This is a genomic window from Myxococcales bacterium (assembly GCA_016717005.1).
Classification (GTDB): domain Bacteria; phylum Myxococcota_A; class Polyangia; order Haliangiales; family Haliangiaceae; genus UBA2376.
On the sequence record JADJUF010000022.1, the window covers coordinates 41,291 to 60,843 of the forward strand.

Sequence of the window (19,553 nt, forward strand, 5' to 3'; positions counted from 1 at the left end):
GCACGCGCCGTGACGACGGGGCCGCGACGACGGGGCCGCGCGGCGGTCGGCGCCGGTCCACCGCGGTCGACCGCGCGGGGTGATCGACAAGTCGCTCGCCGAGGCCTGCCGTCGGCGACGCCGAGCGCGCGCGGTCGCCCGGATCGAGCCTGGCGCGACCCCGCGCCGATCGGCGCCCGATCTCGATGGCGGCGACGGCGCGCCGCGGGTTACATCGACCCATGCGCGTCGTCTTCCTGTCGCCCACCTACCCGCCCGAGATGCGGCAGTTCACGCGCGGCCTGGCCGAGGTCGGCGCCGAGGTCCTGGGCGTCGGCGACGGCAGCCCCGATCCCGAGCTGCGGCGCTACCTCAGCGACTACCTCCGGGTGCCGTCGATCATGGACGAGGACGACGTCATCGCCCGGGTCCACGCGTGGCTGCGCGGCCGCGAGGTCGACCGGGTGCTGGCCAACTGGGAGCCGCTGGTGGTGGTGGCCGCGCGCCTGCGCGAGCGGTTCGGGCTGCCGGGCATGTCGGTCGACACCGTCCGCGGCTTCCGCGACAAGCAGCTGATGAAGGAGCGGGTCGCGGCCGCGGGCCTGCGCGTGCCCAAGGCCCGCCGGGTCCACGCGGCCGCCGATCTGTGGGCCGCGCTCGAGGAGATCGGCTACCCGGCGATCGTCAAGCCGATCAGCGGCGCCGGCAGCGCCGACACCTACAAGCTCGCGTCGGCGGCCGACGCCGAGCGCGTGCTGCCGGGCCTGCGCCACGTGGTCGAGGCCAGCTGCGAGGAGTTCATCGACGGCGTCGAGCACACCTACGACACCGCGTGCGTCGCCGGGCGCCCGGTCTACGAGAGCGTCACGCGCTACCTGCCCAACGCGCTCGAGATGCGCACGCTCGAGTGGGTGTCGCCGGTGATGCTGTCGGTGCGCGACCTGACCCGGCCCGACGTCGTCGACGGCATCGCGCTGGGCCGCCAGGTGCTGACCGCGCTCGGCATGGGCGACGGCATGACCCACATGGAGTGGTTCCGGACCGCCAGCGGCGAGGCGGTCTTCGGCGAGATCGCGTGCCGCCCGGGCGGCGCCTGCGTCGTCGACCAGATGAACTACACCAGCGACATCGACCTGTTCCGCGAGTGGGCGCGGATCGTCACGGTCGGCCGGTTCGAGGCCCCGACCGAGCGCAAGTACAACGTCGGCATCATCTTCAAGCGCGCCCAGGGCCAGGGCCGCATCAGCGGCATCGTCGGGCTGCGCGGGTTCCTGGCCCGCTACGGCGCCCACGTCGTCGAGGACACGCTGCTGCGCCCCGGCACGCCGCGGCGCGACTGGAAGAGCACGCTCCTGTCCGACGGCTACCTGGTGGTCCGCCACCCCGACTGGGACCAGGCCGAGGCCATGGCCATGGCCGCCGCGACCGGGATCCACCTCTACGCCTCGTAGTCGTCCGGCGCGGCGCGCCGCCACGCCGGGTCGACGCTGCCGCGACCGAGCGCCGCCGCCGCCGAGCGCCACCGCGCGCCACCGCGCCGCCGCGCCGCCGCCGCCAACGCCGTCGCGACCGGGATCCACCTCTACGCGTCGTGACCGTCGGCACGGCCGGCCGCCACGCGCGTCGACGCTGCCGCGACCGCCGCGACCGCCGCGACCGCCGCGACCGCCGCGACCGAGCGCCGCCGCCAACACCATCGCGACCTGGATCCACCTCTACGCGTCGTGGCCGTCGGCGCGGCCCGGCGCGACGCCGCGACGTCTCATCGCCGCCATGGCCGCCGCGGCCGAGCGCCGCCGCGACCGAGCGCAGGCGGCAGGGCGATGACCGCCGCGACCGAGATCCGCCGCGACGCCTCGTCGCCGTCGACGCGGCCCGGTATCGTGCGGTCGTGGTCCACGTCGTCTTCATCGCCCCGCGGTTCCTCGAGAACACCAACCGCTACGTCCGCGCGTTCGCCGAGCTCGACGGCGTCACGCTGACGGTCGTCAGCGCCGACCCCGAGGCCGCGATCCCGGCGCCGCTGCGGCCGCGGATCGCCGGCCACTACCGGGTCGCCGACGCCCTCGACGGTGGCCAGCTCACGACCGCGGTCCGCGCGATCGCCCGCGGCGTCGGCCCGGTCGACCGCGTGACCGGCGCGCTCGAACAGCTGCAGCTGCCGCTGGCCGAGGTCCGCGACGCCCTCGACATCGACGGCCTGCGCGCCGCGACCGCGCGCAACTTCCGCGACAAGGATCGCATGAAGGAGGTGCTGCGCCGGGCCGGCGTGCCGGTCGCGACCAGCGCGCTGGCGCGCTCGGCGGCCGAGCTGCGGGCGTTCGTCGACCGGGTCGGCTACCCGGTGATCGTCAAGCCGCCGGCCGGGCTGGGCGCGCGCGCGACCTTCCGCGTCGACGACGCCGCCCAGCTCGCGGCGGTGCCGCCGCCGACCGCGGCCGCGCCGCTGCAGGTCGAGGAGTTCGTGCGCGCGCGCGAGCACACCTGCGAGACGGTCACGATCCGGGGCGCGCCGGTGTGGCGCTCGGGCACGCGCTACTTCCCGTCGCCGCTCGAGGTGCTCGAGACCCCGTGGGTGCAGTACTGCGTGCTCTTGCCGCGCGAGGACGACGATCCGACCTGGACCGACTTCCACCCGACCAACGCCGCGGCGCTGGCGGCCTTGTTCGGCGACGCGGCCGGCACCGCGGCCGGCACCGCGCTGACCCACATGGAGTGGTTCCTGCGCACCGACGGGACCGCGCTGGTCAACGAGGTCGGCGTGCGCCCGCCCGGCGTCCACATCATGCCGCTCATGGGCCTGGCCCACGACACCGACCTGATCGCCGACTGGGCCCGGCTGATCGCGCTCGACGCGTTCACGCCGCGGCCGCGCCGCCGCGCCGCCGGCGCCGCGTTCTTCCGCGGCCAGGGCCCCGGCACCCACGTCGCCGCGGTCGAGGGCGTCGACGAGGCCGTCCGCGCGTGCGGCGACGCGCTGGTCGAGCTGCGCGCGCCCCGGGTCGGACAGGCCCGGGCCGACAGCTACGAGGGCGAGGGCTGGGCCACCGTCCAGCACGCCACCACCGACGGCGCCAAGCACGCGCTGCGCGCGCTGATCGAGCGCGTCGTCGTCCGCTACCGGTGACCGCGGCCCGCGTGCGATAGTGCCGCGCATGTCCTCGGTCGCCGTCGTCACCGGAGCCGCGCGCGGGCTCGGCCGCGAGCTGGCGACCGCGCTGCACCGCCGCGGCCACGCCGTGCTGCTGACCGACGTCGACGGCCCGGCCGTGACCGCGGCCGCGGCGGCGCTGGGCGGGCCGGCCTGGGCCCTCGCGCAAGACGTCCGGGATCCGGACAGTCACCGGGCGGTGGCCACCGCCGCCGCCGCGCGCGGGCCGGTCGCGGTGTGGATCAACAACGCCGGCGTGCTCGACGTCGGCGCGGTCGGCGACGTCGACGAGGCCGCGATCCGCCGGATGATCGACGTCAACCTGCTCGGCGTCATCTGGGGCGCCCGGGCGGCGCTCGACGTGCTCGCGCCCGACGGCCACCTGCTCAACATCGCGTCGCTGTCGTCGCTCGTGCCGGCGCCGGGCCTGGCGGTCTACGCCGCGAGCAAGCACGGCGTGCTCGGCTTCACGACCTCGCTGGCCGGCGAGCTGCGCCAGGCCGGCCGCGCGCTCAAGGTCAGCGCGATCTGCCCCGACGTGATCGCCACCGACATGGTCGCGCGCGTCGCCGATCAGGCCGCCAGCGACGTCCTGTTCTCGTCGGCGACGATGCTCACCAGCGCCGACGTGACGCGCGCGGTGATCGCGACCCTCGACCGCCCGCGCCTGGTCCGGATCGTCCCGGCCGCGCGCGCGGCCTTGGTGCACGCGCTGCACCCGTTCCCCGAGCTGGGGCTGCGCGTGCTCGATCAGGTCGCGCGCCTGGGCGCGTGGCGCAAGGCCCGGCGGGCGTGACCCGCCGCGCCGCCGCAGCGCTGGTGGTGCTGGCGAGCGCGTGCGGCTTCGTCGCCCACCCGCGGCCGTGACCGGCGCCGCGCCGCGCGCTACGCCAGCGCGCGCGCCCGCGGCGCCCCGGCGTGGTCCTCGAGCACGTGCAGCGATCGCTCGGGCAGCTCGCGCCACGCCTCGTCGGTGAGCTGCTCGCTGGCCACGACCACCGCCGGCGTGCGCCGGGCCTCGTCGGCGCCGTGGCGGACCAGCAGGTGCAGCGACCGACCCAGGCGGTGGGCGTAGATGCGATCGCCACACGACACCAGGAAGCTGAGCGAGCCGACGTCGCCGGCGGCGTGGAGGGCGGCGACCGCGGCGACCACGCCGGCCTCGACCTCGCCGGCGCGATCGATGTGCGTCACGATGAACGCGAACAGGCGCTCGCTGTCGGTGTCGCCGACGATCTCGGCCTGCCGCGCCGGCGAGGTCCCGTCGGCCAGGAAGGCCAGCGCCGTCGCGGTGCCGTTGTGCGCGAACACCAGCCGGCCGCGCTGGAACGGGTGGGTGTTGGCCAGCGAGGTCGGCCCGACGGTCTTCTGCCGCACGTGCGCCACCACCACCCGCGCGCACGCGGCGTCGACCAGCGCGTCGAACTGCGGCGAGGTCCGCGCGCAGGCGGTGTCGCGGTGCACGACCCAGCCGTCGGGCGCGCCGATCGCGACGCCCCAGCCGTCGCGGTGCTCGCCGGCCAGGGTCCACAGGCTGCGGGGCGCGTCGCGCAGGAGCTGGCGCGCGTGGACGGGCTGGGTCGCGAGCAGGCCGAACATCCGACACATCGGCCCATTGTAGAAAGGCGCCGGCGCGGCGCGAGTTTCTGGTGGGGTACCGAGCGGCTAGTACCTCGCCACAGTGGAGATGACCGGTTGCGGGCGTCGAGGCGCGCCGAGCGCAGGGCGAACCGACGACGGGCTCCTCGCTGGAACTCGAGGAGGTTCAACGCAGCGATGGATCGGCGTCCTCAACCGGTCAAATTCATTGTGGCGAGGTACTAGCCGCGGTAGAAGCGCTCGAGCGCCTGGTGCAGCGCCGGCGCCTTGGCCCGGAGCGCGTCGGGCCGCTCGAAGTAGGCCTCGGTGGCGACCGCGAAGAACTCGGCCGGGTTGGTGGCGCCGTAGTCGCGCAGCACCCGCCCCAGCGCCCGATCGCGCGCGCGCAGCCGATCGAAGTTGCGCTGCATCGCGGCGGCCCAGGGCCGGTAGTCCTCGCGCGCGCGCAGCTCGGGCGCGCCATCGAAGCTGCCGTCGGTGCGGTCGAGCACGTGCGCGAACTCGTGGGCGGCGGTGTCGAGGCCGTCGCCGGTGTTGCGCAGCCCGACCGTGACCGCGTCCCAGGCCAGCACGACCACGCCCCAGCCGTGGGCCTCGCCCAGGACCGCGCCGTCGGTGTCGGCGTGGCGGTAGGCCGACGGGTAGACCACGATCTCGGTCAGGTGGTCGTAGCGCGCGACGTCGAGGTGCACGACCAGGCGCGCGGCGGCCGCGGCGATCGTGACGATCATCTCGTCGGTCACCTCGAGCCCGCCGGCCCCGACGAAGTGCTTCTCGGCCACGAACACCTGGACGTCGCGCAGGAGCTTGGCGCGCTCCGCCGGCGACAGCCGCGCCACGAACGGCGCGGTGCGCGCGAGGATGTCGGACCACGCCGCCGGCACCGGCGTGCGTCGCAGCCGTCGACGGCGCCAGCGGCGGATCAACCCGGCCATGGCGTCGAGGCTAGCACCTGGACTACCATCGCCCCATGAGGCTCGTCGCCAGCATCGCGTGCGCCCTCGCGGTCGGCTGTGGCGGCGCCGCGGCGCCCCTCGACGGCGGCGGCCCCGGCGACGGCGGCGGCCCCACCGACGGCGGCGGCGCCACCGACGGCGGCCCCGGCGCGCCCGACGCGACGACCATCGACGGTCCGCCACCATCGGTCGATCGCGCGCTGTGCGACGCGATCAACCAGTACCGCGCCGACCACGGCCTGGCGGCGGTGCCGGTGTCGCCGGCGCTGACCCGGGTCGCGCGCTTCCACGTCGAGGACCTGACCGCCCACGGCACCGGCGCGCCCGGCTGCAACCTGCACAGCTGGTCGACCGGCGACCCGCGCTGGACCGGCTGTTGCTACACGCCCGACCACGCCCAGGCCCAGTGCATGTGGATCAAGCCGCGCGAGATCTCGGCGTACATGTCGTCGGGCTACGAGATCGCCGCGGGCGGCGGCGGCGCGATCACGCCGACCCAGGCGGTCGGGCTGTGGGACGGCAGCACCGGCCACCGCGAGGTCGTCCTCAACCAGGGCGCCTGGGCCACCCACCCGTGGCGCGCGGTCGGCTGCGCGATCGAGACCGGCTACGCCGTGGTGTGGTTCGGCGAGCTGGCCGATCCGGGCTGAGCGCGCGCGCGTGCGCTACAGTAGCGCGATGTACCGCGATGATCAGGAGGCCACGCTGCAGCGGGCCGAGAGCGCGACCCGCGAGGCCGACCAGCTCCGCGCCGAGAACGAGGCCATGCGCCGGGCGCTGGTCGCGCAACAGCCGGCGATCCCGACCTACGCGATGATGCAGCCGGCCGCGGTCTACCCGAACCTCGACCCGCGGTACCTGCCGCTGCCGGAGCGCGCGCGCCTGGCCCAGCACTCGCTGGAGCGGTTCCCGGTGGCGGCGGCGGTCGTGCTCAACTACCTGACGCTCGGCCTGTTCGGGCTGTTCTACTACAGCGGCAAGCACGGCCGGTTGCCGCAGGCCGCGCCCGACGACCCGTCCGCCGGCAAGGCCATCGGCTTCCAGTTCATCCCGTACTACAACCTGTACTGGGTGTTCTTCAACTCGCGGCGGCTGTGTGACCGCCTCGACCTGCAGATGCGCCTGCGCGGCCTGCCCAACGTGGCGCCCAAGGCGATGATGACCACCGCGTGCATCTTCTCGGTCATCCCCTACGTCGGCTGGGCGCTGGCCTACCTGATCTTCTGGCCGATCGCCTCGGGCATGCTGCAGTCGGCGATCAACAAGGTCGCGGCGCTGCCGCCGAGCCAGTTCGACGCGACGCTCCTGCCGCCGCCGGCCTACGGCGTGCCGCTGGCGCCGTACGGCCTGGCCGCGCCGCCGCCGCCGACCTGGCGCTAGACGGCTTGCCCTGAGCGCGGCGGCCTGCGTATGGTCGCCGCGATGATCGACTCGCCGACGCGCTCCCCAGCCGCTGCGACGTTGCCGCCGAGCTTCGCGGGCTACTTCGCCGGCGACGACGAGGCCAAGGCCCGCGGCCTGTACCAGCTCCTCGACGAGGACGGCCACGCCAGCGACGCCGCGATCGCGTGGCTGGATCGCGCGCTGGCCCGGCGCCTGTACGAGGGCATGCTGACGATCCGGGTCACCGACGCCCGCATGATGGCGCTGCAGCGCCAGGGCCGGATCGGCTTCTACGGCGAGGCCACCGGCCAGGAGGCCGCGGTGGTCGGCTCGGCCGCGGCGTCGCGCCCCGACGACTGGATCATCCCGGCGCTGCGCGAGGCCGGCGTCGGGCTGTTCCGCGGCATGACGCTCGACAGCTACATCGCGCAGATCATGGGCAACAGCGCCGACCCGACCAAGGGCCGGCAGCTGCCGTGTCACCCGTGCGACCGGGCCAACAACTACGTCGTCATGTCGTCGTGCGTGTCGACCCAGATCCCGCACGCGGTCGGCGTCGCGATGGCGATGAAGATCGCCGGCGATCGCGGCCGGTGCGCGTTCGGGTACATGGGCGACGGCGGCACCAGCGAGGGCGACTTCCACGTCGCGCTCAACTTCGCCGGCGTGATGAAGGCGCCGGTGGTGCTGATCTGCCAGAACAACCAGTGGGCGATCTCGACGCCCGGCAGCGTCCAGACCGCGGCCGAGACCATCGCGCTCAAGGCGCTCGGCTACGGCGTCGAGCCGCTGCGCTGCGACGGCAACGACGTGCTGGCGGTCTACGACGTGTGCCGCCACGCCGCCGCCAAGGCCCGCGCCGGCGACGGCCCGACCTTCGTCGAGCTGCTCACCTACCGGGTCAGCGCGCACTCGTCGTCGGACGACCCGTCGCGCTACCGCGACGAGCGCGTGACCGACGAGTGGAAGTCGCGGCGCGATCCGCTGCGGCGCATGCGCCTCTTGCTCGAGGCCCGCGGCTGGCTGGCCGCCGGCGAGCACGAGGCCCTGGCCGCCGCGTACGAGGCCCGGGTCCGCGACGCGATCGCCGCGCAGGAGGCGGTGGCGCCGCCGCCGCCGGCGTCGCTGTTCGACGACGTCTACGAGCAGCCGACCTGGCTGCAGCGCGAGCAGCGCGCCGAGCTCCTCGGCGGCTGAGCGCCCGCGGAGATCGCCCGTCGGGGCCGCGCGGATCCGGTGCTCGAAGCGGTCGCGAGCGCCGCGCCCGGCGATCAGCGCTCGACCCGCACGCCCACCGTCACCTCCCAGTTCACGTAGTCCCACTGCACGTCGTACTGGCGGCCCGCGGGAAACACGCCCGGGACGTAGTCCGGGAAATTGGTCGTGCGGTTGGTCAGCTCGACGCCGCCGACCGCGGCGACGTGGTGCGCGACCTCGTAGGCGACGCTGGCGCGGCCCTGCACCTTGGTGTCGGCGCGCCGCGTGCCGGACTCGAGCGCCGGGTGGGTGGGGCCCGCCGCGTAGCTGCCGTCGCCGTAGTTCGCGAGCTGCAGCTCGCCGCTGACCTTGGCGTCGAGCTTGCCCTCGTGCCAGCGCGCGTGCACCTGCGGGTGCAGCCCCGACCACGAGTAGTAGCCCTGATAGCGATCCGACACGACCACGTAGCCGAGGTCGGCGCCCAGCTCGATCGTCTCGCCGCGCAGGTCGACCTCGCCGCCGATCGACGGCTCGATCGAGAGCTGGTGGTACAGCGGGTTGGGCGGCGGGCCCCCGGGGCCAGCGTGGGTGAGGCCGGTGCCGGCGTCGCGCGCGTAGCTCTTGTCGTCGCGCCGGTCCTCGAACGCGAGCGCGCCGCCGAGCTTCCAGCGGTCGCCGAAGTAGCGCCAGCTGCCGTCGATGTCGACCTCGTGCCGATCGCCGGGCACCAGGTGGGTCGGCGCGTCGAGGCCGTCGTAGGCCGGATCGTCGACGTAGTCGTAGTCGGTGTAGCGCAGGCCGACGCGCGCGTGGTGGTGGCGCACCGGGATGCCGGCGACCGCGCCGCCGAAGCGCAGGTCGCGGTGGCTGTAGCGATCGGTGGTGCCGAGCCCGCCGGCGATCGGCTGGTACTCGTCCTCCCAGCCCGGCCGCGACACCAGGCGCAGCCCGGCCTCGAGATCGACCCGCAGCCGCGGGCTGCGCTTCCAGCGCGCGTCGAGGTCGACGCCGCCGCGGGTCTCGCGCAGCTCGGCCCCGGGCGTCTCGCGGTGACCGACGGTGATCGGCAGGCCCAGGCGCCAGCGCGCACGCTCGAGCGCCGGCTCGACCCCGACGCTGCCGTCGATGATGCCGCCCGAGGTGCGCAGCGTGCTGCGGCCCGACAGCGCGCCGCCGCGCAGCTCGGCGTCGGCGGCGACCGTGCCGCGCCAGGTGCCGAGGTGGAAGTCCGCGGCCTCGGCCTGGCGCTCGCGCTTGCGCGCCTTGGGCGGAGCGTCCGACGTCGCGTTGACGGCGTCGGTGGCGGTGGTGGTCGGCGCGTCCGGCTCGGCCGGCTCGGGCTGCGCCTGCGCGCGCGACGCGCCGACGCCCGCGGCGAGGGGGATGACGAGGGCGACGAGCACGCGCATCAGCAGCCCTTCCCGAGCAGGTAGGCGTCGGTGCCGGCGAGGTAGGTCGACGCCGGGAACTGCGCGCCGAGCTGGCCGAGGACCTGTCGAGCCATCGCGCACTGGCCCTGGTCGGCGTAGATCTGGGCCTCGTAGGCGAGCGCGTTGTCGATGTACTGGCTGGTCGGGAAGGTCGCGATCAGCGCGTCGAGCGAGGTCAGCGCGCCCGGCAGGTCGCCCGCGGCGTAGTCGGTGCGGCCCAGCCAGTACTGGGCGTCGTCGGCGTAGATCGTCATCGGGGTCAGCGGCACGCGCGCGAACGCCGCGGCCGCGAGCGGATACGCGCCGGTCGCGAAGTAGGCCCGGCCCAGGTAGTAGCGACCGTTGTCGAGGTAGCTCGACTGCGGGTAGCTGGTCTCGAACGCGGCCAGGGCGGCGATCGCGCCGGCGTGGTCGGCCAGCTCGTACGCGGCGCGGCCGAGGTAGTACTGGGCGTTGTCGGCGAAGACGCCGGCGCCGTCGGCGGTGACCGACGCCTGGAAGTCGGCCTCGCTGCCGAGGAAGTCGAGCGTGCGGAACCGAGCCCGGCCGGTGAAGTACGACGCCGCCGGGATGAACGGCGAGTGGGCGGGGGCGCCGCGCATCGCGACCAGCTTGGTGATCGCGCCCGGGTAGTCGGCCAGCTCGTAGGCGCACCGCCCGGTCAGGTAGCCGGCGTTGTCGTGGCGCGGCGACGCGGGGTAGGTCGTCAGCAGCTCGTCGAACCGGGCCGTGGCCGGCGCGAACTGCTGCTGGTCGTAGAGCGCCAGGCCCTCCTGGAACAGCACCTCGTCGGGCGCGCCCGGATCGATGGTGGGCGGATCGCTGCCGCAGGCAGCGAGGGCGATGGCGAGCACGGTCCACGAGCGCAGGCGAAGGGTCATGCGTTACTCCAGAGGGCTAAGGTCAGGGGTGGCAGTCGGCGCGCAGGCGCACGACGGCCGGATCAGCGACGGTGGTCGACGGCAGGGCCTCGAGCTCGTGGGCGCAGCCGACGCGGTCGCCGGTGCGCAGCCGGGCGGCGGCCAGCGCGGTGCGCGCCGCGGCGTCGTCGGCGGCGCGGTCGAGCACCTCGGTCCAGGCCGCGACCGCGTCGGCGCCGTCCGTGGCCGCGGCCCGCTGCCGCAGCGTCGGCAGGTGCTCGGGATCGATCGCGAGCGCCTGCGCCCACGCATCGCGGGCGGCGGCGAGCTCGCCGCTGGCGGCCAGGGCGCGGCCCAGCTCGGACCAGCCGGTCACCGCGCGCGGCTCGACCACGACCAGCGCGCGGTAGGTGGCGATCGCGTCGGCGCCGCGCCCGGCGCGCAGCTGCACCGCCGCGAGCCCGAGCCGCGCGTCGACGTCGTGCGGGCGCGCCTTGATCGCGTGGGCGTAGGCCTCGACCGCCTGGTCGAGCTGTCCGGCGGCGGCGCGCAGCTCGCCGAGGCTCTGCCACGCCGCGCCGTAGCCCTCGTCGATCTCGAGCGCCTTGGCCAGCGCCGCCTCGGCCTCGGCCGGGTCGCCGGAGGCGGCCAGCGCCAGGCCGAGGTTGTTCCAGGCCTGCTGGTAGCGCGGGCGCAGCGCGATCGCCTGCCGGTACGCCGCGATCGCCGCGGGCAGATCGCCGGCGTTCTTCTCGACGATCGCCAGGTTGAAGTAGGCCTCGGGGTACGCGCCCTTGGCCTTGGCGATCGCGTCGCGGTAGTGCGCGCGCGCGGGCTCGGGCCGATCGTCGCGCGCGTCGACCAGGCCGGCCAGGAAGTGGTGCTCGGGCTCGTCGGGCGCGGTCGCGAGCAGGTACTCGGCGGCCAGGCGCGCCTGCGGGTAGTCCTGGCGCTCGAGCGCGAGCCGCAGCAGCCGGCGGCGCGCGTAGCGGTGCTCGGGGTCGAGGCGCACCGCGCGCGTGTACGCGGCCTCGGCGCCGGGGCGGTCGCCGAGCTTCTCGCGGGCCCGGCCCAGCGCCGAGAACACCGACGCGACGTCGGGCGCCAGCTCGGCGGCGCGGGTCAAGAGCTCGACCGCGTGCTGGGTGTCGTCCTGCTTGCCGGTCGCCAGGTACGCGCGCCCGGCCGCGACCCGGATGTCGACGTCGGCCGGCGCCAGCTCGATCGCGCGCTCGATCGCCGACGCGGCCTCGGGCCGATGCTTGGCGGCGAGCTGGGCCCGGGCCAGCGCGACCAGCGCCCGGGCGCGATCGCTGTTGCCGCCCGACGCGGCCGCGGTCGTCAGCGCGGCGATCGCCTCGGCGAGCTTGCCCTGCCGGCGCAGCACCGTGCCGAGCGCGAGCTCGGCCGCGCCGAAGCCGGCCCGCAGCGCGAGCGCGGCGCGGTAGCAGCGCTCGGCCTCGGCGAGCTTGCCGGTGCGCGACCACGCGATGCCGAGGTTGAGCTGGACCCACGGATCGCGCGGGTCGAGCGCCGCGGCTCGCTCGAGCTCGGCGCGGGCACCGGCGGCGTCGCCCGAGGCCAGCAGCCAGAAGCCGAGCTCGGCGCGCAGCGCGACCGCGTCGGGGTGACGATCGAGCGCGGCCCGATACTCGATCAGCGCCGGCGCGAGCTCGCCGCGCCGCGCCCGGGCCCGGGCCTCGGCGTGGCCGGCGTCGACCGGCGCGGTCTTGGCGAACCCGGCCCCGCCCTCGGCGTCGGTGTCGTCATCGCCGGCCTCGCCCGCCGTCGCGGTGATGCGGACCACGCGCGCGACGTGGCCGCCCGCGACGAGGTGCTCGACCGCCATCGAGCCGCCGATCAGCGCCGCCAGCGCCGCCAGCACCGGCCACAGCCGGCTGTACGCGCCCGCGGTCACGGCGCCTCCGCGATCGCGCGCGCCAGGCCGTAGCCGTGGACGTTCTGGATCTCGAGCCCGGGCCGCGCGTTGATCTCGAGGACCAGCGGCCCGCGGTGCTGATCGACGACGACGTCGCAGCCCAGGTACCCGAGCGGGACCGCCGCGGCCGCCCGGCGCGCGACGTCGAGGACCTCGGGCCAGTGCGGCAGCTCGAGATCGAGCAGCGGCATCTCGCTCTCGGGGTGGTGGGTCACGGCCCGGCCGCGGTGGACCGCGCGGAACGTGCGCCCCCGGCGCAGATCGATCGCCAGCCCGAGCCCGCCCTGGTGCAGGTTGGCGCGCCCGTCGCTCTCGCGCGTCGGCACGCGCACCATCGCCATCACCGGCCGGGCCGCGAGCGTGATCACCCGCAGGTCGCACAGGCCCTCGGGCCAGAGCTCGTGGAACAGCGGGTGCGGCCGGATGCGGCGCTCGACGAACGCGCGATCGGCCAGCATCGCCGTGAACGAGCCGAGGATGATCTCGGCCAGGTGGCGCTGCAGCTCGCCCGCGGTCAGCTCGCCGCCGCTGGCGCGGCGCCACCGCCCGTGCCCCACCCGCTCGCCCAGCACCAGGATGCCCTGCCCGCCGGCGCCGTTGGCGGGCTTGACGACGACGTCGTCGGTCTCGGCCAGCGCCGCCAGCACGCCCGGGATCGCGAACAGGCCATCGCACACGTGCAGGGTCTCGGACACGGGCACGCCGGCGGCGCCGAGGATCTGCTTGGCCAGGAGCTTGTCGTCGGCGATCGGGTAGTGGCGCCGCGGGTTGTTGGCGTAGACCAGCTCGATGTTGCGGCGGTTGATGCCGATCAGCTCGTGGCGATGGCGCGCGACCTCGCGCCAGCGTCCCACCACCTGCGCCAGGCCCCGGACCGCCGCGATCACATCGCCCCCGGGGTCAGCACCGCGCGGAAGCGCAGGTACTCGGACAGGCGCAGGCCGACCCACCGGCCCAGGTAGATGTTGGCCGCGACCACCCACAGCAGCACCTCGGGGAAGCCGATCAGGAGCACCTGCAGCGCCAGGCTGCTCATCACCGCGAAGCACGCCAGCATCACCACCAGCGTCCCGAGCAGCTCCTTGACGGCGGTGCGCACGCCCTGCTCGGTCATGCCGAGGTAGAAGCGCTCGGCCGTGATCGCCATCACCGCCAGCGGGAACATCGTGATCCGGGTCAGCCGCGGCAGGCCGAGGTGATCGGCGACGAGCGCCGTCGACAGGATCGTCACGGCCACCGCGGCCAGCAGGATCGCCAGGGTCGGTGAGTGCAAGAGCTCGAGGCGGTGGACCGCCCACCGGGCCAGGAACACCACCGCGACCAGGATCAGCACCGCGATCACGCCCCAGCCGGCGCCGGTCTCGCCCGCCGAGGCCGCGATCAGCGCCGGCAGGAACGTGCCGAACGTCGGCATGCCGATGACGTTGCGGAAGACCACGACGACCAGCGCGCCGATCGGCAGCATCAAGATCGTGCGCAACAGCGAGAACGGCAGCTGCAGGCGATCGAACAGCGCCCAGACGTTCCAGACCTTGAACGCCGCCTTGGCCTTGGGCGACGGCACGCGCTCGCTGGTGATCCCGAACCGGTAGTCGAAGTTGACGTCGGCGGTGTGGCGGAACAGCGCCTGGTCGCCGCGGTACAGCACCAGGTAGCTGGCCGGCAGCTCGGCGAAGTGGTGGTTGGTCGGGCAGATCGGCACCCAGCGGCCGCCGACGTAGACCTCGACCCACTGGTGGCTGGTGCGCTTGCTGCCGCGGTGCAGGATGAGCCCACCGACCAGCCGCGCCGGGATGCCGACGTTGCGCGCCAGCGCGACGACGAGGCGGCTCTTGCCGTTGCAGCTGGCCTCGCCGAGCCGCAGCGCCGTCAGCGCGTCGGTCGTGCCCTTGAACGGCCGCTGCGGCATCGCGCTGACGAACCCATAGATGCGGTCGAGGCGCGCGCGCACGTCGCCGCGGTCGGCCCCGAGCCGGTGCGCCAGCTCGGTGATCTCCGGACTGTCGACCTGGATCGCGGTGTCGGGCCGCAGGTAGCGCGCGATCGACTCGGCGTACGCGGTCGGGACCTCGAGGCCCGCGTCGAGCTGGTAGCGGACCGGCTCGGTCATCACCGTGTACGAGAACCGCGCCTCGGCGCCGTCCCCGACGCCACCCCCGGTCCACACCGCCAGCCGGTTGCCGCCGTCGGACTCGAACCCGAGCCGCAGCTCCTTGGCGCTCTGCTCCTCGTTGGTGATCGTCTGCCGATCGTCGGACGCGGGCAGGTACGTCCGCACCTTGACGTCGCGGCCGTGGCCGTCGAGGCGCATGGTCAAGGTCACGCGGTAGACCGTGCGCGGCAAGATGTCGCTCAGTCGATACCCGAGCACGACCACCTTCAGCGCCAGCGCCAGCGCCGGCAGCACCAGCAGCGTGGCGATCACCCATGGCGTCGCGCGCTTCATCGCGCGCGCGCACCGATCGTGCACGTCGTACACGTCGCGCTGTGCAGGGCTCGTACAGCGCGCGCGGCGCGCGGACGCGTCCTCGAGGGTGACACCGCGGGTACGACGTGCATGCCGCGTGCGATGAGCAATGCGCGTGCCCGCCGCGGCGCGACCACCGTCGGTGACAGCGCGGTGACGGCGCCGTGTCGACGAAGGTCGCGCGCGCCGCGCGGCCTGGTACCATCGTGGGCGGGTCATGGTTCCGGGCGACGACGAACCTGGTGATGGAGCGGACAGCACCGTCGACATGCCGGTGCCGCCCCGCCGCCGGCGCGCGGGCAGCGAGCCGCTCGCGCCCGGCACGACGATCGGGCGCTACGTGGTCGAGGGTCCGCTCGGCTACGGTGGCATGAGCACGGTCTACCGCGCGTTCGATCCCGAGCTCGGGCGCCGGGTCGCGGTCAAGCTCCTGCGCGTGGGCGGGCGCGGGGCCGAGGGCATCGCGCTGCGGCGCGCGCGGCTGATGCGCGAGGCCCACGCGCTGGCGCAGCTCGCGCACCCCAACGTGGTCGCGGTCCACGACGCCGGCGTCCACGGCGAGCAGGTGTTCGTCGCGATGGAGCTGATCGAGGGCGAGACCCTGCGCGCGTGGCTCGACGCGCGCGCGCGCAGCCGCGCGGCGATCCTGGCGGCGTTCGGCGACGTCGGCCGCGGGCTCGCGGCCGCGCACGCCGCCGGCATCGTCCACCGCGACGTCAAGCCCGACAACGCCGTGGTCGGGCGCGACGGCCGCGTGCGCGTGCTCGACTTCGGCCTGGCGCGGTTCGGCGACAGCCTCGGCGAGCGCAGCCCCGATCCCGACCGCGAGGTCACGCTCGACGAGGCCGAGCTGCGCGGGCCGAGCTCGGCGCCGCTGACCCAGGCCGGCCTGGTGGTCGGCACACCGAGCTACATGTCGCCCGAGCAGCACCTCGGCGTGACCACCGGCCCGGCCGGGGATCAGTGGAGCTTCTGCGCGTCGCTGTGGGAGGCGCTCTACGGCGAGCCGCCGTTCGGCCGCGGCGGGCTCGACGAGATCCGTCGCCGGGTCGTGGCCGAGCCGCCGCCACCACCCCGCGCGGCCCGGGTGCCGCGGCGCCTCGAGCAGGTCCTGCGCCGCGGGCTGGCGATCGCCGCCGCCGATCGCTGGCCGTCGATGCCGGCGCTGGTCGCGCAGCTCGAGCGGCTGCAGCGCCCGCGCCGCTGGCCGCTGGTGGTCGCGGGCGCCGCGGTCGTGGTCGCGGTCGTCGGCTGGCAGTGGGCGCGGGCGCGCCACCCCGACGCGCCGGCGTGCGCCGAGCCCGCGGCGCTGTTGACCGGCGCGTGGGACCCGACGATCAGCGCGACGATCGAGCGCGCGTTCATCGCGACCGACGCGGCCTACGCTGCCACCACGTTCGCGCGGGTCCGCGACCAGCTCGACGACGTCGCCCTGGCCTGGCGCCGCGGCCACCACGACGCCTGCACGGCCACCCGGGTCCGGCGCGAGCAGTCGACCGCGACGATGGAGCTGCGGATGGCGTGCCTGGCCAGCCGTCGCCGCGAGCTGGCCGCGTTGACCGAGGTGCTGGCCCACGCCGATCGCGACGTGCTCGAGCACGCGGTCGCGGCCTCGGCCGGCCTGACCAGCCCCGACACCTGCGCCGACGTCGAGGGCCTGCGCCGCGACGCACGCTCGCCGCCGGCCGGGGCCCAGGCCGAGGTCGACGCGATCGGCGGCGGGCTCGACCGCGCGCTCGCGCTGCGCGCAGCCGGCCGCTACGACGAGGCCCGCGCGGTCGCCGCCGCCGCGCTCGCGCGCGCGCGCCACCTGGCGTGGCCGCCGCTGACCGCCGACGCGCTGTGGCGCCTGGGCCAGATCGACGTCGATCTCGGCCGCCTCGACGACGCCGCCGCGCACCTCGACGAGGCCAACCTCGTCGCCGAGGCCGCGGGGCGCGACGACGTCGTGTTCGAGACGCTGCTGGCCCAGCTCGGGCTGATGACCGACGAGCGCGGCGCCGGCGACGTCGGCGCGCGCCTGGCCCGGCGGGCCGAGGCCGTGCTGATCAAGATCGGCGACGCGCCGGCCCGCCACGCGCGCCTGGCGCGCAGCCGCAGCGTGCTGGCGATGACCGTCGGCGACACCGCGACCGCGCTGCGCGAGGCCGAGGACGCGATCGCGGCGGCGACGCGCGCGTTCCCGGCGCACCACCCCGACCTGCTCGGCCTCCGGCGCTGGCACGCGAGCGTCCTCGATCGCGCCGGGCGCCCGGCCGAGGCCATCGTCGAGCTGCGCCAGGTCGTCGCCGAGCTGCGCCTGGCGCTCGGCGACGATCACCCCGAGCTGGCCCGCGCGCTCTTGTCGCTCAGCATCCTGGCCGGCGACCTGCTCGACTACGACGAGGCGGAGCGGACCGCGCGCGAGGCCCTGCGCATCCGCGTCGTCGCGCTCGGCGACGACCACCCGGAGGTCGGGCTGACGCTGACCACGCTCGGCGTCGCGCGCATGTGGCGGGGCGACCGCGCGCAGGCCCGCGCCGACTTCGAGCGCGCGCGCGCGATCTTCGAGCGCGCCCCCGGCACCCACCACCTGGCGTCGAGCCCGCTGGCGAACCTCGGCGCGCTGGCGCTCGAGGAGCGGGCCTGGGCCGAGGCCGAGCGCCACTACCGGGCCGCGCTGGCGATCGACGAGCCCGCGCTCGGGCCCGACCACCCCGACCTCGGGCTCGACCTCAACGGCCTCGCGGCGGCGCTGGTCGAGCAGCGCGGGCGCGCGACCGAGGCGCTGCCGGTCGTCGCGCGCGCGCTGGCGCTCTTGCGCGGCGAGCCCCGGGCCCTGGCCGAGGGCCAGTTCACGCTCGCGCGCTGCCTGGTGCTGGTCGGCCGCGACCGCGCGCGCGCGCGCACCCTGGCGCTGGCCGCGCGCGCGTTCTTCGCCCGGGCCCCGGCGGCGCACGCCGACGAGCTGGCGACGATCGACGCCTGGCTGGCGCGCGCGCCCGGCCGCTGACGGCGGCGGCGGCGCCTCGCCCCGTCACGCCCGGCGCCGCAGCACGACGGTGATCGCGGGCACCGGCCCGCTCGCCGACGCGAACGAGCCGGCGGCGACGACGACCAGCTCGCCACAGCGCCGGCGGCGCCTTGACGCCCCGTCGGCGGCGCGGTACCCCGGCCGCATGTCCGCACAGCGCTACGACGCCGTCGTCATCGGTGCCGGTCCGGGGGGCTACCCGGCCGCGATCCGCCTCGGTCAGCTCAAGGTCAAGACCGCGATCATCGAGCGGGAGTACATGGGCGGGGTGTGCCTGAACGTCGGGTGCATCCCGTCGAAGGCGGTCATCCACGCGGCCAAGACCTTCGACAAGATCGGCCACGCCGACGAGCTCGGCATCACGGTCGGCAAGCCGACCATCGACATGGCCAAGCTGCAGACCTGGAAGGGCGGCGTCGTCACCAAGCTGACGACCGGCGTGCGCGGCCTGCTCAAGGGCAACGGCGTCGACGTGATCGACGGCGCGGCCACGCTCGGCAAGCCCGGCCCCGACGGCCACGTCATCACCGTCACCGGCCCCAAGGGCCCGCAGACGATCATCGCCAAGAGCGTCATCCTCGCCACCGGCTCGCGGCCGTTCGAGATCCCGGGCTTCAAGACCGATCAGCGGCGCATCCTCGACTCGACCGGCGCGCTCGCGCTCGATCACGTGCCCGGCCGCATGGTCGTCATCGGCGGCGGCTACATCGGCCTCGAGCTGGGCATGGTGTACGCCAAGCTCGGCAGCAAGGTCACCGTGGTCGAGGCGCTGCCGTCGATCCTGGCGTCGATGGACAAGGACTGCGTCGCGGTGGTCGCGCGCAAGCTGCGCAAGATGGGCGTCGAGGTCATGACCGAGACCAAGGCCAAGAGCTGGGAGCTGAGGCCTTCCCCAGAAGGGGGCGACCGCGCGGTGCTCACCGTCGAGAAGGCCGGCGCGCTCGCGACGATCGACGCCGACGTGATCCTGGTGTCGGTCGGCCGCCGGCCCAACAGCGACACCGCGGGCCTGGCCGAGGCCGGGATCGCGCTCGGCAAGGGCGGGTTCGTCACCGTCGACGATCAGCTGCGCACGAACGTGCCGGGCGTCTACGCGATCGGCGATCTGGTCGGCGGCATGATGCTCGCGCACAAGGCCACCAAGGAGGGCGAGGTCGTCGCCGAGATCATCGCCGGCCACAAGGCCGCGGTCGACGTCCGCACGATCCCGGCGGTGGTGTTCACCGATCCCGAGATCGCGTCGGCGGGCCTGACCGACGAGGAAGCCAAGGCCAAGGGCCACACGACCAAGATCGGCAAGTTCCCGTTCGCGGCGCTCGGCCGCGCGCTGTCGGTCAACGACACCGAGGGCTTCTGCAAGGTGGTGATCGACGCCAAGACCGAGGAGGTGCTCGGCGTGCACATCGTCGGCAACGGCGCCAGCGACCTCATCAGCGAGGCGGCCCTGGCGATCGAGATGGGCGCCGTGGCCCAGGACCTCAACCTGACGGTCCACCCGCACCCGACCCTGTCGGAGGCGGTGCGCGAGGCGGCGGCGGCGGCGCTGGGCGAGGCCATCCACATCATCAACCGCTGAGCG

General features: G+C 75.2%; 15 protein-coding genes. 8 read left to right on the top strand and 7 right to left on the bottom strand.

What is annotated here, in order from left to right; all coding sequences use genetic code 11:
• Positions 1 to 221: 221 nt before the first annotated feature.
• The 3 genes from IPL61_19820 to IPL61_19830 all read left to right on the top strand — a co-directional run bounded on the left by IPL61_19820 (position 222) and on the right by IPL61_19830 (position 3,926).
• A complete protein-coding gene (locus IPL61_19820; GenBank protein MBK9033482.1) occupies positions 222 to 1,430 on the top strand; it encodes a hypothetical protein in 1,209 nt (402 codons plus the stop codon).
• A gap of 440 nt (positions 1,431 to 1,870) precedes the next feature.
• The gene (locus IPL61_19825) at positions 1,871 to 3,106 is read left to right on the top strand and encodes an ATP-grasp domain-containing protein (GenBank protein MBK9033483.1); all 1,236 of its coding nucleotides are present in this window, start codon (positions 1,871 to 1,873) and stop codon (positions 3,104 to 3,106) included.
• Positions 3,107 to 3,134: 28 nt separating this feature from the next.
• Positions 3,135 to 3,926 carry an SDR family NAD(P)-dependent oxidoreductase gene (locus IPL61_19830; protein MBK9033484.1) on the top strand — a complete coding sequence of 264 codons (792 nt, stop codon included), beginning with the start codon at positions 3,135 to 3,137 and terminating at the stop codon, positions 3,924 to 3,926.
• Positions 3,927 to 4,015: 89 nt separating this feature from the next.
• On the opposite strand, the gene IPL61_19835 is transcribed toward IPL61_19830, so the two are convergent.
• Both IPL61_19835 and IPL61_19840 read right to left on the bottom strand, forming a co-directional pair.
• On the bottom strand, positions 4,016 to 4,738 hold the full coding sequence (locus IPL61_19835; GenBank protein MBK9033485.1) for a class II glutamine amidotransferase: 723 nt from the start codon (positions 4,736 to 4,738) through the stop codon (positions 4,016 to 4,018).
• A 212-nt stretch (positions 4,739 to 4,950) separates the two neighbouring features.
• Entirely contained in the window at positions 4,951 to 5,664 is a 714-nt protein-coding gene (locus IPL61_19840) for a zinc-dependent peptidase (protein MBK9033486.1), read from the bottom strand.
• Between the two features lie 35 nt (positions 5,665 to 5,699).
• Here IPL61_19840 and IPL61_19845 point away from each other — a divergent pair, with 35 nt between their 5' ends.
• From IPL61_19845 to IPL61_19855, 3 genes are read left to right on the top strand one after another with little or no spacing between them, the layout of a single operon-like run.
• Positions 5,700 to 6,335: a CAP domain-containing protein gene (locus IPL61_19845; GenBank protein MBK9033487.1), complete on the top strand. Its 636-nt coding sequence runs from the start codon at positions 5,700 to 5,702 to the stop codon at positions 6,333 to 6,335.
• Positions 6,336 to 6,363: 28 nt separating this feature from the next.
• Positions 6,364 to 7,065, top strand: coding sequence for a DUF4234 domain-containing protein (locus IPL61_19850; GenBank protein MBK9033488.1), 702 nt, complete (start codon positions 6,364 to 6,366; stop codon positions 7,063 to 7,065).
• Positions 7,066 to 7,107: 42 nt separating this feature from the next.
• On the top strand, positions 7,108 to 8,265 hold the full coding sequence (locus tag IPL61_19855; protein ID MBK9033489.1) for a 3-methyl-2-oxobutanoate dehydrogenase: 1,158 nt from the start codon (positions 7,108 to 7,110) through the stop codon (positions 8,263 to 8,265).
• 74 nt (positions 8,266 to 8,339) lie between these two features.
• Here IPL61_19855 and IPL61_19860 read toward each other — a convergent pair whose 3' ends face one another.
• From IPL61_19860 to IPL61_19880, 5 genes are read right to left on the bottom strand one after another with little or no spacing between them, the layout of a single operon-like run.
• Positions 8,340 to 9,674, bottom strand: a complete 1,335-nt coding sequence (locus tag IPL61_19860) for a hypothetical protein (protein ID MBK9033490.1) — start codon at positions 9,672 to 9,674, stop codon at positions 8,340 to 8,342.
• Positions 9,674 to 10,576 carry a tetratricopeptide repeat protein gene (locus IPL61_19865; protein ID MBK9033491.1) on the bottom strand — a complete coding sequence of 301 codons (903 nt, stop codon included), beginning with the start codon at positions 10,574 to 10,576 and terminating at the stop codon, positions 9,674 to 9,676. Before IPL61_19865 ends, IPL61_19860 begins: the two co-directional genes overlap by 1 nt.
• Before the next feature lie 22 nt (positions 10,577 to 10,598).
• On the bottom strand, positions 10,599 to 12,473 hold the full coding sequence (locus IPL61_19870) for a tetratricopeptide repeat protein (protein MBK9033492.1): 1,875 nt from the start codon (positions 12,471 to 12,473) through the stop codon (positions 10,599 to 10,601).
• Positions 12,470 to 13,360 (bottom strand): hypothetical protein, encoded by an 891-nt coding sequence (locus IPL61_19875; protein MBK9033493.1) that lies wholly within the window; start codon positions 13,358 to 13,360, stop codon positions 12,470 to 12,472. Before IPL61_19875 ends, IPL61_19870 begins: the two co-directional genes overlap by 4 nt.
• Before the next feature lie 17 nt (positions 13,361 to 13,377).
• The gene (locus IPL61_19880; protein MBK9033494.1) at positions 13,378 to 14,940 is read right to left on the bottom strand and encodes a transglutaminase; all 1,563 of its coding nucleotides are present in this window, start codon (positions 14,938 to 14,940) and stop codon (positions 13,378 to 13,380) included.
• A 238-nt stretch (positions 14,941 to 15,178) separates the two neighbouring features.
• Here IPL61_19880 and IPL61_19885 point away from each other — a divergent pair, with 238 nt between their 5' ends.
• On the top strand, positions 15,179 to 17,953 hold the full coding sequence (locus tag IPL61_19885) for a tetratricopeptide repeat protein (GenBank protein MBK9033495.1): 2,775 nt from the start codon (positions 15,179 to 15,181) through the stop codon (positions 17,951 to 17,953).
• A 166-nt stretch (positions 17,954 to 18,119) separates the two neighbouring features.
• Positions 18,120 to 19,550 carry a dihydrolipoyl dehydrogenase gene (lpdA, locus tag IPL61_19890; GenBank protein MBK9033496.1) on the top strand — a complete coding sequence of 477 codons (1,431 nt, stop codon included), beginning with the start codon at positions 18,120 to 18,122 and terminating at the stop codon, positions 19,548 to 19,550.
• Positions 19,551 to 19,553: the final 3 nt, after the last annotated feature.

What these genes read in the sequence shown, in the direction of transcription:
- IPL61_19840 (MBK9033486.1), bottom strand. Translation starts at nt 5,664, where the DNA reads ATGGCCGGGTTGATCCGCCGCTGGCGCCGTCGACGGCTGCGACGCACG.
- IPL61_19850 (MBK9033488.1), top strand. Translation starts at nt 6,364, where the DNA reads ATGTACCGCGATGATCAGGAGGCCACGCTGCAGCGGGCCGAGAGCGCG.
- lpdA (MBK9033496.1), top strand. Translation starts at nt 18,120, where the DNA reads ATGTCCGCACAGCGCTACGACGCCGTCGTCATCGGTGCCGGTCCGGGG.
- IPL61_19865 (MBK9033491.1), bottom strand. Translation starts at nt 10,576, where the DNA reads ATGACCCTTCGCCTGCGCTCGTGGACCGTGCTCGCCATCGCCCTCGCT.
- IPL61_19845 (MBK9033487.1), top strand. Translation starts at nt 5,700, where the DNA reads ATGAGGCTCGTCGCCAGCATCGCGTGCGCCCTCGCGGTCGGCTGTGGC.
- IPL61_19820 (MBK9033482.1), top strand. Translation starts at nt 222, where the DNA reads ATGCGCGTCGTCTTCCTGTCGCCCACCTACCCGCCCGAGATGCGGCAG.
- IPL61_19885 (MBK9033495.1), top strand. Translation starts at nt 15,179, where the DNA reads ATGGTTCCGGGCGACGACGAACCTGGTGATGGAGCGGACAGCACCGTC.
- IPL61_19860 (MBK9033490.1), bottom strand. Translation starts at nt 9,674, where the DNA reads ATGCGCGTGCTCGTCGCCCTCGTCATCCCCCTCGCCGCGGGCGTCGGC.
- IPL61_19880 (MBK9033494.1), bottom strand. Translation starts at nt 14,940, where the DNA reads ATGAAGCGCGCGACGCCATGGGTGATCGCCACGCTGCTGGTGCTGCCG.
- IPL61_19830 (MBK9033484.1), top strand. Translation starts at nt 3,135, where the DNA reads ATGTCCTCGGTCGCCGTCGTCACCGGAGCCGCGCGCGGGCTCGGCCGC.
- IPL61_19835 (MBK9033485.1), bottom strand. Translation starts at nt 4,738, where the DNA reads ATGTGTCGGATGTTCGGCCTGCTCGCGACCCAGCCCGTCCACGCGCGC.
- IPL61_19855 (MBK9033489.1), top strand. Translation starts at nt 7,108, where the DNA reads ATGATCGACTCGCCGACGCGCTCCCCAGCCGCTGCGACGTTGCCGCCG.